Raw genomic sequence first — 13,446 nt, forward strand, 5'->3', positions numbered from 1 at the left:
CTCGTCCAACATCGTTGACCGGATTTTAACCGCCTTCGGGCAGGTAGGTGCGGCATGCGCGGGCAGTTCGCGCGACTGAGGGGCCGAACCTGACCATGACTGATATGGGCAACCAGAACTTCCGTACTTTCGATCCATCCAAGGAAGATGGCGCGGAACCGCCCCAGCCGCGCGGAAATTCGCTGCGCGATCGTATCCGTCGTTCGGAACAGGCGGCGGCGCCGCAGTCCTATGCTTCGCCGTCAGGCTACGTGCACAATCCCGAGCCGGAGCCTGCGCCCGAAGCGCCCCCGGCCTACGAACCGCAGACCCAGCAAAGCTACAATCAGCCCGTTGCAGATGTGCCGCCTGCCCCGGTTGCGGAAACACAGCCCGAGCCTGCCCCGATCGAGCAACCCGACGATACGCCAGTCGCGACCAACGAGGCGGAGGCAATCAGCCAGAACACGCTCGACCCGATCGGCGTCGTACTCGAGATTGCAGGATCGGGTTCGATGATCGCCATCGATCTCCAGCGCCTCAACGAATGTGCCGACGACGACGATCCGTCGGTTGCCATGGCGGGGCAGGTCGGTAGCCAGATCAAAATCCGTGTCGGCAATAACTGGCTGCTCGCCAGCGTTCGAAACCAGCGCCAGGACCGCAAGGCAGGCAGCATCCTCGCCAACATCGACTTCCTCGGCGAGGGTATCGAGGAAAAACTCACCGGCCGCCTCCACGGCTTCCGCCGTGGTGTGACCCGTTATCCGGTCCCCGGCTCGATGGTCTACGCCGCGAGCACCGCCGACCTCAAGCAGGTCTATGCCAGCGACGGCCGCAGCGCCGTGACGATCGGCAAGGTCTATCCGACCAAGGACATTCGTGCCGGCATCTACATCGATGCCATGCTGGGCAAGCACTTCGCCCTGCTGGGATCGACCGGTACAGGTAAGTCGACCAGTGCAGCGCTAATCCTGCACCGCATTTGCCAGGCTGCGCCCGAAGGGCACATCCTGATGATCGACCCTCACGGCGAATACTCCGCCGCTTTCCGCCAGACCGGCGTGATCCTCGACGTCTCCAACCTGCAGATGCCGTACTGGATCATGAACTTCGAGGAGCACTGCGAAGTGCTGCTGACCTCGAACGGCAACGAGCGGCAGGTCGATGCCGACATTCTCGCCAAGTGCCTCCTCAAGGCGCGTCAGAAGAGCCGCCTTGCCGAAAGCATGGGCAAGATCACTGTCGACAGTCCGATCCCTTACCTGCTCTCCGATCTCTCCAACGAGATCCAGGACCAGATGGGCAAGCTCGACAAGTCGACCACTTCCGCGCCCTACATGCGGATCAAGAACAAGCTCGACGAGATCAAGGCCGACCCACGCTACCAGTTCATGTTCTCCGGCATGCTGGTGGCGGACACCATGGCCGAGTTCATCGGCAAGATCTTCCGCATGCCTTCAAACGGCAAGCCAATCTCGATCATCGACGTGTCGGGCGTGCCCTCGGACATCACCTCGACCGTGGTCGCCGTGCTCAGCCGTCTCGTCTTCGACTTCGCCATCTGGGGCCGCGAGGAACGCACCAGCCCGATCCTGCTCGTCTGCGAAGAAGCCCACCGCTACGTTCCGAACGAGAAGAATGCCGATGGCAACTCGGTCGGGAAAATCCTCAGCCGTATCGCCAAGGAAGGCCGTAAGTACGGTATCTCGCTGGGTCTCATCACGCAGCGCCCGTCCGACCTTGCCGAAGGCGTGCTGTCGCAGTGCGGTACCATCATCTCGATGCGTTTGAACAACGATCGCGACCAGGCCTTCGTGAAGGCCGCCATGCCCGAAGGTGCGCGCGGCTTCCTCGACAGCATCCCGGCGCTGCGCAACCGCGAGTGCATCATCTGCGGCGAGGGTGTCGCCATTCCGATCCGCGTCGCCTTCGACAATCTCGAGGAAGCCAAGCGTCCGGCGTCGGAAGACCCCAGCTTCGTCGACCTCTGGAACAAGACCGGCGGCGAAGAGGACATCGTCCAGCGCACCGTGCAGCGCTGGCGCTCGCAGGGGTAAAAAAACCGAGCCTATGGCGAGGCAAGGGCGACCGCCCGCCCGCAGCGTGCGCAGCTTGCTGCGCGTCTAGAGAGGACGAACCCGCGGAGGCGGGTTCGAAAACCCCTACGTCCCCCTTGTATCCCCGAACAGGTGGATATGCAGGCGGTCGCTCATCCGAAAGCCATGCTCGATGCATAGCGGGGCGAGCCACTTCTCGCGTGCGCGCAGGGTTGCGCTGTCGGTGCCCTCGGGCATCAGGAAGACGTGGTCTGGCCGGAAGCGATAGCGTGTCCGCAGCGCCACGACCTCGTCGATGTCCGAAGGTTCGGCGATCACGAACTTGAACCATGCGCGCGGGTCGGTGGCGTAAGCGTCGAGCCGTTCCGGCAGGAGCGCGAGATCGGCGGGATTTCCGCTGTGCGCCAGCTTCGGGCTGACGTTGAACTGGTCGATGCGGATGTCCAGCGCGGTCGGCGCCTTGGTGGTGCCGTTGGTCTCCACCTCGACCGTCATATCGGGCAGGAGGTCGAGCAGGCGTGCAAGGGCAGGGGCCTGCAGAAGCGGTTCGCCGCCCGTGATGACGAGGCGTTTCTGACCGAGTGCCGTGATGCGCGCTGCAACCTCGTCTTCGTCCAGCGTCAGCTGGTTGGCCTTGCGTTTGTAGTCGACGCCATCGCGGTGCGGGCGGTTGTCGCCCTCGAAGTGCCAGGTGTAGGCCGTGTCGCACCAGACGCAGGCGAGGTTGCAGCGCGAAAGGCGCACGAAGGTGCAGGGCATACCCGCACTTGGTCCTTCGCCCTGCACGCTGGCGAAAATCTCCGGCTCGCCGGGAGCCTGCGTGGCGAGGACTAGCGGCACATCATCCCAGCCGCGCCAGAGCTGCTTCGAGGCGCGCGACTTCGGCCGTGTGATGCGCATGGTCGGCGCGCGCCTTGTCGACGGCTTCCGGCGCTGCCCGCTCGACAAAGTTCGCGTTCGAGAGCCGACCTTCGAGCGATTTGGCTTCCTTGGCCGAAGCAGCGAGCGCCTTGTCGAGCCGAGCCTTTTCCGCTGCGATGTCGATCACGCCTTCGAGCGGGACGATGAAGGCGTCTTCGCCAGCCGAGACCTGCATGGCTGCACCGGCCGGAGCGTCGGCCATGTGGATCGGCGTCAGTCGGGCGAGCCGTTCGATCGCCGGTCCGCTGGCCTCGATCACGCGCTGGCCCAGTGCCGAGGGGCTTGCCACATAGGCTTCCAGCTTCGCACCCGGAGCAATCCCGAGTTCGTTCTTGGCGGTGCGCACCGCGCTGGTCAGTGCGATTAGCCAGTCGATCTCGGCCTTGGCCTGCGGATCGACACTCGCACCCGGCTCGGGCCACTTCGCGGTGATGAGCGGGTAATGCGCGCGCTCGCCCTGCTTCGACCAAAGCTCTTCGGTGATGAAGGGCATGAAGGGGTGCAGCATGACGAGGATCTGGTCGAGGACCCATCCGGCGACGGCTTTGGTCTCGTCATCGATATTGCCCTTAATGAGTTCGAGATACCAGTCGCAGAAGCGGTCCCACACGAAGTGGTAAATGGTGTTCGCCGCCGCATCGAAGCGCAGGTCGGCCATCGCGCTTTCGAGCTGGCCTTGCGTCTCGACCACCTCGCCGATGATCCAGCGGTTGACCGCATGGTTTGCCGCAGGGGCGGCGATGGACGTGCTCGCGCCGATGCCGTTCGACTGGCAGAAACGCGTCGCATTCCAGAGCTTGGTCGCGAAATTGCGATAGCCCTCGATGCGCTTGTCATCCATCTTGATGTCGCGGCCCTGGCTTTCCATCGCTGCCATGAAGAAGCGCAGCGCATCCGCGCCGTACTGGTCAATGAGGCCTAGTGGATCGACGACGTTGCCCTTGGACTTGGACATCTTCTGCCCGTCCGCCGCGCGCACGAGACCGTGGAGGTAGAGTCGCGGCCAGGGGTTCTGCCCGGTGTTGTACTGGCCCATCATCATCATGCGGGCATCCCAGAAGAACAGGATGTCGAAACCCGAAATGAGCAGGTCGTTGGGGTAGTGCTTTTCGACCAGGTCGGTCTTTTCCGGCCAGCCAAGCGTGGCGAAAGGCCACAGGGCGGAGGAGAACCAAGTGTCGAGGACGTCTTCGTCGCGAGTCAGCGTAACGCCCGCGCCAGCCTTCGCCTGTGCTTCTTCCTCGGTGAGGGCGACGAAGGGGTTGCCTTCCTCGTCATACCACGCCGGAATGCGGTGTCCCCACCACAACTGGCGTGAAACGCACCAGGGCTGGATGTTGTCCATCCAGTTGAAGTAGGTCTTTTCCCAACTCTTGGGGACGATCTCGACTTCGCCACTCTTCACTGCCTCGATGGGCTTCTTCGCGAGCGTTTCGGCATCGACGTACCACTGGTCAGTCAGCCAGGGTTCGATCACCACGCCGCCGCGGTCGCCGAAGGGCGTTGCAATGGTGCGGGGCTCGGCGTCGAGTTCGATCTCTTCGCCTTGCTTATTCTTCGATTTGACGGGAACGAGGTAGCCAAACTCCTTCATCCACGAGACCACGATTTCTCTCGCCTCGAAGCGGTCGAGACCAAGATAGACCTCTGGAATCAAGCCGTCAGCGGTCTGGCAAACTGCCGCCTCTTGATCGAACATGTTGAGCATCTCAGCAGGCTTGAACCCGGCACGTTTGCCGACATCGAAATCGTTGAAGTCGTGACCCGGCGTGATCTTCACCGCGCCGCTGCCGAGTTCGGGATCGGCGTGTTCGTCGGCGACGATCGGCACGCGGCGACCGGTGATTGGCAGGACCACGTGCTTGCCCACGACCGACATGTAACGCTCGTCATCGGGGTGGACCGCAATCGCCATGTCGGCGAGCATGGTTTCGGGACGTGTGGTCGCGACCTCGATATAGTCGCGCCCGTCGTCCAGCGTGACGCCGTCCGCCAGCGGATAGCGGAAGTGCCAGAAGCCGCCCTTGACCTCATGCGTCTCGACCTCGAGGTCGGAAATCGCGGTCTTGAGCTTAGGGTCCCAGTTCACCAGCCGCTTGTCGCGGTAGATGAGGCCGTCGTTGTAGAGGTCGACGAAGGTCTTGAGCACGGCATTGCTGAAGTGCTCGTCCATCGTGAACTGCTCGCGCGACCAGTCCATCGAACAGCCGAGCCGGCGCAGCTGGCGAGTAATGGCGCCGCCGCTCTCCTCCTTCCACTCCCACACCTTGGCCACGAAATCCTCGCGGCTGTAGTTGGTGCGCTTGTCCTGGCGTTCCTCCAGCTGGCGTTCGACCACCATCTGCGTCGCGATGCCGGCATGGTCGGTCCCGACGACCCACAGCGCATCTTTGCCGCGCAGGCGTTCGTAACGGATCACCACGTCCTGCAGCGTGTTGTCGAGCGCGTGGCCGATATGGAGGCTGCCGGTGACGTTCGGCGGCGGATTGACGATGGTATAGGGCTCGGCGTCCGGGCGATCGGGCCGGAACAGGCCGTTCTCCTCCCAATGCGCGTACCAGCGCGCCTCGATTTCCGCAGGGTCGAATGTCTTGGGCAGTTCGGTGCTCATGGGACGCGCCTTTGCCAGCGCCCATGCTGCGATGCAACGTTGCTGTGGCACTGGGAGCATAGCCGCTTGTTAAGTGCCGGATTTCCCCGCATACCCGCGCCCGCATGACAGGGCTTGCACAATACGATCTCGGACAAGGTGGAGGCGAGGGCGCGGTACTGGCGCTTTCGGGGCCATACCTCGTTTCTACGATCGGTGCGGTCGATGCAGAACTGCGCTCGCTTCAGGGCCCCATTGCCAAGGTCGATTTGTCCTCCGTGAGCGAGATCGACACGGTGGGCGCGTGGGTTGCCTGTACGCTTTCGAGCGATCACGATGCCGAAATCGTCGGGGCAAGCGAGCGCGCAAAACGCCTTATCGGCGCCCTCCAGGGCATGCGCGGGACCGAAGAGGTCGCCGCGCCGCGGCTGCCGGTCTGGGAACGCGTGCCGACGGCCATGGGCGACAAGGTGTTCAATGCCCGCACCGGCATCATGGGCGTCCTCAGTTTCTTCGGCGCGCTGATTACGGCTGCGGGGAACCTCATCCGGCATCCGGCCCGCTTCCGCTGGCTCGCACTCATCCGCCAGTTCGAACTCGTTGGCGTCGCGGCGCTGCCGATTATCGGGCTGATGAGCTTCCTCATCGGTATCGTCATCGCGCAGCAGGGCGCGGTCCAGCTGCAGCAATTCGGCGCCGAGACGCTGACGGTGAACCTCGTCGGCCGCATCACCTTGCGTGAACTCGGCGTCCTGATGACCGCGATCATGGTTGCCGGCCGATCGGGCAGCGCCTTTGCCGCGCAGATCGGCACGATGAAGCTGACCGAGGAAGTCGATGCCATGCGGACGATCGGCATCGCGCCAATGGAGGCGCTGGTCATCCCGCGCATACTCGCATGTACTTTCATGATGATCATCCTGGGCTTCTACAGCTCGGTCGTCGCAATCGTCGGCGGTGCTGTGGTCGGCGACCTGATGCTCGGTATTCCGTTCTGGAGCTTCCTTTCGCGAATCCAGGAAGTTGTGCCGCTCCATGACCTGTGGGTCGGCCTGGTCAAGGCGCCGGTCTTCGGCCTCATCGTCGGCTTGGCCGGCTGCTACCACGGCATGAAGGTCGAAGGGAATTCTGAGGAAGTGGGCCTGCGCACGACGATGGCCGTCGTCTCGGCTATCTTCGCCGTCATCGTGCTCGACGCATTCTTCGCGGTCTTCTTCACCGAAGTGGGGTGGGGCTGATGGCCGAAGACGAAACCGGCCGGACCCTCGGGCGTCACGAACGCTACCGCGGCGAATACCCCATCGTTGTCGAAGGCCTCAAGAACGCCTTCGGGGAACAGGTCGTTCACGAGAATCTGGATCTCAAGGTCAAGCGCGGCGAAATCCTTGGCGTCGTCGGCGGTTCGGGTACGGGAAAGAGCGTGCTGATGCGTTCGATCATCGGGCTGCAGACTCCGGCCGAGGGCGAGATCAAGGTCTTCGGCCGTTCGATGACCGACGCCGAGCCGGATGAGGAAATCGGCGTTCGCAACCGCTGGGGCGTCCTGTTCCAAGGCGGCGCGCTGTTCTCGACCCTTACAGTGGGCGAAAACGTGCAGGTTCCGCTCAAGCAATTCTACCCGGAAATCCCCCACCAGTTGCTGGAGGAAATCGCCCGTTACAAGGTGATGCTGTCGGGCCTTCCGGAAGAGGCGGTGAGCAAATATCCCAGCGAGCTTTCGGGCGGCATGAAGAAGCGCGCCGGCCTCGCCCGCGCGCTTGCACTCGATCCCGAACTGCTCTTCCTCGACGAACCGACGGCGGGCCTCGACCCGATCGGTGCAGCCGCATTCGACAATTTGACGCGGGAATTGAAGGCAACGCTGGGCCTGACCGTGTTCCTGATCACCCACGACCTCGATACGCTGCACGAGATCTGCGACCGGGTGGCCGTGTTGGCGGACAAGCGCGTGATCGCGGTCGACACGGTTCCGAACCTGATGGAACTCGACCATCCGTGGATCCAGGAATACTTCAACGGCCCCCGCGGCCGGGCGGCGCTCACCGCGCAGGCGCTCGACGAATTGCGGCGGCACATGGACATGCCGGTGGCCGCTCACGCGGTCAAAGCGTTGGACAAGACGCCACCGGGCAAGGCATAGGGCAAGGGAATGGAAACGCGGGCAAATCACGTTTGGGTGGGGGTGGTCACATTGGTGATCCTCGCCGCGCTGGCATTCTTCATCGTCTGGCTCGCGCGGCTGGGTAACGGCTCACAGAAAGAGTACGACATCTTCTTCAAGCAGTCGGTGGCAGGCCTCGCCAATGGCAGTCAGGTCAGCTTCGCGGGCGTTCCCGTGGGGCAGGTCGACGAAATCGTCCTGTGGGAAAAGGACCCCGAATTCGTCCGGGTCCGGATCAAGGTGAAGGAAGAGGTCCCGATCCTCGTCGGCACCGTTGCCACGATACAGGGCAGCTTTACCGGCGTTTCGACCATCATGCTCGACGGTGCACGTTCGGGTGCTCCGCCAATTACGTGCGAGACCACCGCCTGCACCGAGGGCGCGCCCATCATCCCGCCCGCGGCCGGTGGCTTCAACGAGATTCTCGCCAACGCACCGCTGCTGCTTGAACGCCTTGCGACGCTGACCGAGCGCCTGACAATGCTCCTGTCCGACAAGAACCAGAGCGAGATTTCGGCGATCCTCGCCAATACAAATCGCGCCAGTGCGAGCCTTGCCGATGCGGCCCCCCAGGTCGAAAGGACCATGGCCGAACTGCAGGTCACCCTGCGCGAAGCGAGCGAAACGCTCGACCAGTTCGAGAAGGTGACGGCGTCGACCGATCGGATTCTCAACGAGGAAGGCGAGCAGATCGCCAAGCAGCTTCGCGCGACGCTGAAATCGGCGAGCGGCGCTGCGGCTGCGCTCGAACAGACACTGGAAGAGGCTCGTCCGGCCACCAAGCAGCTTACCGAAAGCACGCTCCCTGCAGCCGAAGCCACGCTCAAGGACCTGCGCGCGACCAGCAAGGCACTGCGCGAAGTTACCGAAAAGATAGACGAGAAGGGTGCCGGTGCGCTGCTCTCCAGCCAGCCATTGCCCGAGTACAAGCCGTGAGGGATCGACGCATGAACAGGATCACCGCACTCGCCGCCATGGCGCCCGTGCTGCTGCTCGGCGGCTGTCTCAGCCTCGGTGGCAAAGTGCCCGAAAGCCTCCTGACCCTGACTCCGGCGACGACGGCTGCGGCCGGTACGGTCGCGCAAGGCTCGTCCAGCAGTTCGCTGGCGCTTGTCGAACTCGACGTACCGCAGGCGCTCGATGTCACCCGCGTGCCGGTGCAGGTGAGCGACACCGAACTCGCCTATCTCAAGGACGCGGTCTGGGTCGAACGGCCGGCGCGCCTCTTCCGCCGTCTCATTGCCGAAACCATTCGCGCAAAGTCGGGTCGCATGGTCATCGACGGCGACGATCCCGGGGCGCTCGCGATAGACCGTGTGGGCGGCACTCTGCGCTCCTTCGGCTACGACGCGCGCACATCGTCGGTCGTTGTGGTCTTTGACGCTGCGCGCAGCGGCGAAGGATCCAGCGTAACGACCAAGCGGTTTGAATCGCGCATTTCGGGCGTGCCCGCCGAAGTGGGAGCAGTCGGACCGGCACTGAACCAGGCAGCCAACGATGTTGCTGCCCAGGTGGCGGATTGGGTCGGCTGATCCAGGGCAAGGCCTGCGCGGTGCCATTCCGCCAGGTCAACGGAAGCTTGGACGTCTTGGCGTTCGAACACCCGCTGGCCGGGAATCAGTTGATCAAGGGCGGAATCGAGCCTGGCGAAAATCCTCTGTCCGCAGCAATTCGTGAGGCTAGGGAGGAGAGCGGACTAGTCCTGGGTAACGGGGGCTTGGATCTGGGAGTTCCAGTGCCGGTTACTCTGGACTCCACCTGGCATTTTTTCGCGTTCCCAACCTTGGGCCTGCCTGATGGCTGGAATTTCCTCACCCCCGACGACGGCGGCCGGCTCTTCCGGTTCTTCTGGCATCCCCTGCGCCGAGATCCTGACGAGACCTGGCACGAAGCATTTCACATTGCCTTGGATCATGTCCGGGCGACGCTACCAGGGCTGGTAGGCCCGGGAGGAGCTGCCTAGCTTCTGGCCTGCGCCAGCGTAACGAAGACCTGCGCGGCGGAAAATTCCTCTCCCTTACGCGCGCGCGTCGCTTCGGCCTCTTCCTCGCGGCCCCATTGTTCGGCCTGCCATTCCTCCTCGAGATTGGCATCACGCCAGAGGAGCATCGGGTCGTTGATAGCATCGTCATTGGCCAGCAGGGCCACCGCCAGTGATGCGGCGAGCGAGGCCATGGAGGTCATGCCTGCAAGGGTGAAATCGTCGAGGGTCGCGAGGTGCTCGCGCAGCCGGTCCAGCGTCTCTTTCGGCTGGGGCCTGTGCATCACCCCGCTTACGCGCTGGAAGCGGACGCCCAACCGGCCTTCGAGATGGTCCAGCAGTGGGTCCCATACCTCGCGCTGGCGGGCATTCAACGCCTCGTCGGGGTCCGCGCGATAGCAGAGCGTATCGGTCTCGGCGAAGGCCAGCAGTTTGGTGATTGCTGCTTCGCGATCTGCGGCCACAACATCGATGGTGAAGTCGGCATGATCGCGGAACAGGAATTTGCCGGGGTCGATTTCGTCTCCCTGCTTTGACCATTCCGACGACATGGCCGATGCAAGGATGCGCGTCGGGAGGACCTGCTGTTGGCCGCCCTGCGTCTTGATGCCCCTGCCGTCCAGCTGCACCTGCCAGCCGCCCTTAACTTCGGCGACCGTCACATCCTTGTAAAAGCGCTTCACTTGTCGCTCTTCCACTTCCGGGCGAGAAGCAGCGGCATGATGAACACGTCGAGTGCGCCGATGAAGAGGAAAATGTAGCCGACGATTGCAGGCAGGTCGACGATCTGGGCGAGGATCATCGCGCCCAGGACCGCCAGGATCACCCCCGAAATCCGGATCCACTGCATGGCCCAGAAACGGGCCTTCGCGGGGTCACTCTGTGCCAAGGATGAATGCCTCCAATTGTTCGATGGTGTCTGCCACACAGCTTGCTCCAGTGGCCATGAGTTCATGTGCTTCATGATAGCCCCAGGAAACCCCGATTGCCCGCACGCCTGCAGCTACTGCCATTTCCATGTCGAAACTGGTGTCGCCAATCATGATCGCGTCCTGGGGCTCGACACCCGCTTCGGCGAGCGCGGTTTCCAGCATGGAGGGATGCGGCTTGGAAGGATGGCGGTCGGCGGTCTGCAAGGTCACGAACAACTGCCTGATACCGTGCGATTCAAGGCACGCGTTGAGGCCGCGGTCGCTCTTCCCCGTGGCCACTCCGAGAAGCCAGCCCGCCGCGTCCAGGCGAGCGACCAGTTCGCCGATGCCTTCATAGAGCGGCTCCTGCAGCGCGCCCGAAACGCGAAGCGAACGATATCCGTCCTTATACGCCTCAACGACGCGGGTCCGTTCCTCATCGCTGGCGTGCGGGGCCAGTTCGCGCAGGGCGTAGGGCAGGCTGAGCCCGACCATTCGTCGTACGGCGTGGCGGTCGGGCGTGGGCAGGCCCGCCATGGCAAAGGCCTGTTCCATGGTGTCGCAGATTGCGGCCTGGCCATCGACCAAGGTTCCGTCGCAATCGAAGACGACCAGACGGGTCATGGTGCAAAGCGCTCCATGGCCTGCGCGATGGGGGCATTCCCTGCTGCAACCTGTCCTGCGGCGATGGCTTCACGCACCTCTTGCGGCTGCTTCTGCGAAAGCTTGAACGTCGGCCGCCTGATATCGATTGCCATCTCGAAGCCGGTGATGCCGCGCAGCTGGCGAGCCCAGTTGTCCGCGCTCGTCTCCTCTGCGGACCAGCGATCGCCGCCCAATCGACCTTCGTGCCGGTCGATTGCGCGGTAGAGGAAATCTTCGAGCTCGACCTCGTCGAGCTTGCGGACCGTGCCTTCCATCTCGATCGTCACATAATCCCAGGTCGGTACGGTATCGCGGTTGGCGTACCAGCGGGGGCTGACATACCCTTCGGCACCATTCACGACGACGAGCGCGCGCGACCCGTCGAGATGCGGGACCAGCGCATTGCGGCGCGACAGGTGGAACCGGACGCAGCCACCGTCCGAAATCAACAGGGGGGTATGGGCGACACGCGGACCGTCGGGCGTCGCGACGAACACCATGCCGAAGCCGATTTCCTCCACCAGTCCATCGAGCAGCGCGACATCATCGCTGCGAAAGAGCGGGTTGGGGTGCATCAGCGCTTGCCCTTGGGCGGTTTGGTGGACTTGGGCCCAATTTTCGCCTTGGGTCCGGCATCGCGGCGGCCCCGGCGTTCGCCTTTGCGTGTCTTGCGATAATTCTTCGCGTGCTGGCGGGCCTGCTGCTTCTTTTCCTCGCGCGATTTCGGCGGCGGATCGTCGCGCATTGGCGTCGCGTCGCTGGCGTTCACGTTGAAGCCCAGTTGTTCGAGGCTGGCCGCGAAATGCTCGGGCAGGTCGGCAGTGACATCGATCTTTCCACCCGAGGGATTGTCGATGATCAGCCGGCGTGCGTGGAGATGCATCTTGCGACTGATGGATCCGGTCAGGAAGGCGTCCTTGCCGCCATATTTGCCATCGCCGACGATCGGCGTGCCCATGGCGGCGCAGTGCACGCGAAGCTGGTGCGTGCGGCCGGTCAGCGGTTCCAGTTCGAGCCATGCAGCCTTCTGTCCGGCCTTGTCGACGACGCGGTACTTGGTCTTGGCGGGCTGCCCGCCTTCGTGGTCGACATGCATCTTCTCGCCACCCGAACCGGGCTGCTTGGCAAGCGGCGCCTCGATGATGCCCTGCGCCACTTCGGGCACTCCGACCACCAGCGCCCAGTATACCTTCTTCGCACTGCGGCCCGAGAAGCGCTTCGAGAAGAACGTTGCACTTCCCGGAGTGCGGGCGATGAGAAGGACGCCGGAGGTATCCTTGTCGAGCCGGTGGACGAGGCGTGGACGCGGCTCGTCTTCGCCCGGCGCGAACGCGTCGAGCAGGCCGTCGACGTGTGTCGTGGTGCCGGTCCCGCCCTGCGTCGCAAGTCCGGGGGGCTTGTTGAGGACGATGGCACCCTTGTCCTCACGGATGACCATCGCATGGGCCTGTTCGATTTCGGCTTCGGTGAGCTGGCGTTTGACCTTGGGCTTCTTGTGCGGCGCATCGCCGCCCGGCGGCACACGGACGGTCTGTCCTGCCGCAATCCGGTCTTCTGGCTTCACGCGCTTGCCGTCGACACGCAACTGGCCGGTCCGGGCCCACTTGCTCACCGTGCCAAAGCCGACCTGCGGCAGGTGGCGCTTGAACCAGCGGTCGAGACGCACGCCGTCATCATCGGCATCGACCGTAAACAGCCGCACTTCGTCGGAAGTCTTCATCCGTAGGCTCGCATTACGGTCAGTCCGAAGATCAGCCCGCTGATCCCGAGCGCAAAGGACAGCACGGCATAAAGCGCGGCGAAGGTGAATTGCCCGCGTTCGAGCAGCAGGACCATCTCGAGGCTGAAAGCGCTGAAGGTGGTGAACCCACCAAGCAAACCTACGCCGAGCAACAGGCGCAACTGCTCGCCCTCACCGCTGCCGTGGCGGGCGAGCCATCCGGCCAGAAAGCCCATCAGCACGCTGCCGAAAGCGTTGGCGGCCAGCGTCGCCCATGGGAAGATCGTGACCGCCTGGACGCCCAGCCAGTGGGTCATGCCCCGGCCCAGCTGGTAACGCATGACGGCACCGATCGCGCCGCCCAAGGCGACGTGCAGGCTGGCAATGAATGGGGAGAAACCGGACATCGCCCAAGCCCCTAGCGCCAACGGCTCGCCTATGAAAGCCGCCAAAGCGCTTGCCTTTCCCCTCTCGAATC

Annotated in this window: 14 protein-coding genes; 6 read left to right on the top strand and 8 right to left on the bottom strand. The window is 63.6% G+C overall.

All coding sequences use genetic code 11. The annotated features are described in order from the left end of the window. The first annotated feature begins 95 nt into the window (after positions 1-95). Positions 96-2,039 (top strand): ATP-binding protein, encoded by a 1,944-nt coding sequence (locus IRL76_RS01595; RefSeq protein ID WP_246449914.1) that lies wholly within the window; start codon positions 96-98, stop codon positions 2,037-2,039. A 105-nt stretch (positions 2,040-2,144) separates the two neighbouring features. Here the strand turns inward: IRL76_RS01595 and IRL76_RS01600 are convergent, their stop codons facing one another. Beyond that, positions 2,145-2,879 carry a 7-carboxy-7-deazaguanine synthase QueE gene (locus IRL76_RS01600; protein ID WP_200984134.1) on the bottom strand — a complete coding sequence of 245 codons (735 nt, stop codon included), beginning with the start codon at positions 2,877-2,879 and terminating at the stop codon, positions 2,145-2,147. A gap of 1 nt (position 2,880) precedes the next feature. Further along, positions 2,881-5,571: a valine--tRNA ligase gene (locus tag IRL76_RS01605; RefSeq protein ID WP_200982538.1), complete on the bottom strand. Its 2,691-nt coding sequence runs from the start codon at positions 5,569-5,571 to the stop codon at positions 2,881-2,883. A gap of 104 nt (positions 5,572-5,675) precedes the next feature. Here IRL76_RS01605 and IRL76_RS01610 point away from each other — a divergent pair, with 104 nt between their 5' ends. The 5 genes from IRL76_RS01610 to IRL76_RS01630 are packed head-to-tail and all read left to right on the top strand — an operon-like array spanning position 5,676 to position 9,674. Continuing rightward, complete coding sequence (locus tag IRL76_RS01610; protein WP_200982540.1) at positions 5,676-6,788, top strand: ABC transporter permease; 1,113 nt, start codon at positions 5,676-5,678, stop codon at positions 6,786-6,788. Next, a complete protein-coding gene (locus IRL76_RS01615; RefSeq protein WP_200982542.1) occupies positions 6,788-7,690 on the top strand; it encodes an ABC transporter ATP-binding protein in 903 nt (300 codons plus the stop codon). The genes IRL76_RS01610 and IRL76_RS01615 overlap by 1 nt, the downstream gene beginning before the upstream one ends. 9 nt (positions 7,691-7,699) lie before the next feature. Beyond that, complete coding sequence (locus IRL76_RS01620) at positions 7,700-8,647, top strand: MlaD family protein (protein ID WP_200982544.1); 948 nt, start codon at positions 7,700-7,702, stop codon at positions 8,645-8,647. Positions 8,648-8,658: 11 nt separating this feature from the next. Beyond that, a complete protein-coding gene (locus IRL76_RS01625; protein ID WP_200982546.1) occupies positions 8,659-9,243 on the top strand; it encodes an ABC-type transport auxiliary lipoprotein family protein in 585 nt (194 codons plus the stop codon). Beyond that, positions 9,231-9,674: an NUDIX domain-containing protein gene (locus IRL76_RS01630; RefSeq protein WP_200982548.1), complete on the top strand. Its 444-nt coding sequence runs from the start codon at positions 9,231-9,233 to the stop codon at positions 9,672-9,674. Before IRL76_RS01625 ends, IRL76_RS01630 begins: the two co-directional genes overlap by 13 nt. On the opposite strand, the gene IRL76_RS01635 is transcribed toward IRL76_RS01630, so the two are convergent. The 6 genes from IRL76_RS01635 to crcB are packed head-to-tail and all read right to left on the bottom strand — an operon-like array spanning position 9,671 to position 13,375. Further along, positions 9,671-10,375, bottom strand: coding sequence for an ATP12 family chaperone protein (locus tag IRL76_RS01635; protein ID WP_200982550.1), 705 nt, complete (start codon positions 10,373-10,375; stop codon positions 9,671-9,673). The genes IRL76_RS01630 and IRL76_RS01635 overlap by 4 nt on opposite strands. Then, positions 10,372-10,581 (bottom strand): hypothetical protein, encoded by a 210-nt coding sequence (locus IRL76_RS01640; protein WP_200982552.1) that lies wholly within the window; start codon positions 10,579-10,581, stop codon positions 10,372-10,374. Before IRL76_RS01640 ends, IRL76_RS01635 begins: the two co-directional genes overlap by 4 nt. Then, positions 10,568-11,227, bottom strand: a complete 660-nt coding sequence (locus IRL76_RS01645; protein WP_200982554.1) for an HAD-IA family hydrolase — start codon at positions 11,225-11,227, stop codon at positions 10,568-10,570. Before IRL76_RS01645 ends, IRL76_RS01640 begins: the two co-directional genes overlap by 14 nt. After that, positions 11,224-11,823: an FMN-binding negative transcriptional regulator gene (locus IRL76_RS01650; RefSeq protein WP_200982556.1), complete on the bottom strand. Its 600-nt coding sequence runs from the start codon at positions 11,821-11,823 to the stop codon at positions 11,224-11,226. The genes IRL76_RS01645 and IRL76_RS01650 overlap by 4 nt, the downstream gene beginning before the upstream one ends. Beyond that, a complete protein-coding gene (locus tag IRL76_RS01655; protein WP_200982558.1) occupies positions 11,823-12,968 on the bottom strand; it encodes an RluA family pseudouridine synthase in 1,146 nt (381 codons plus the stop codon). The genes IRL76_RS01650 and IRL76_RS01655 overlap by 1 nt, the downstream gene beginning before the upstream one ends. Continuing rightward, on the bottom strand, positions 12,965-13,375 hold the full coding sequence (gene crcB / locus IRL76_RS01660; protein ID WP_200982560.1) for a fluoride efflux transporter CrcB: 411 nt from the start codon (positions 13,373-13,375) through the stop codon (positions 12,965-12,967). The genes IRL76_RS01655 and crcB overlap by 4 nt, the downstream gene beginning before the upstream one ends. Positions 13,376-13,446: the final 71 nt, after the last annotated feature.

Source organism: Qipengyuania soli, from assembly GCF_015529805.1.
Taxonomy (GTDB): Bacteria; Pseudomonadota; Alphaproteobacteria; order Sphingomonadales; family Sphingomonadaceae; genus Qipengyuania; species Qipengyuania soli.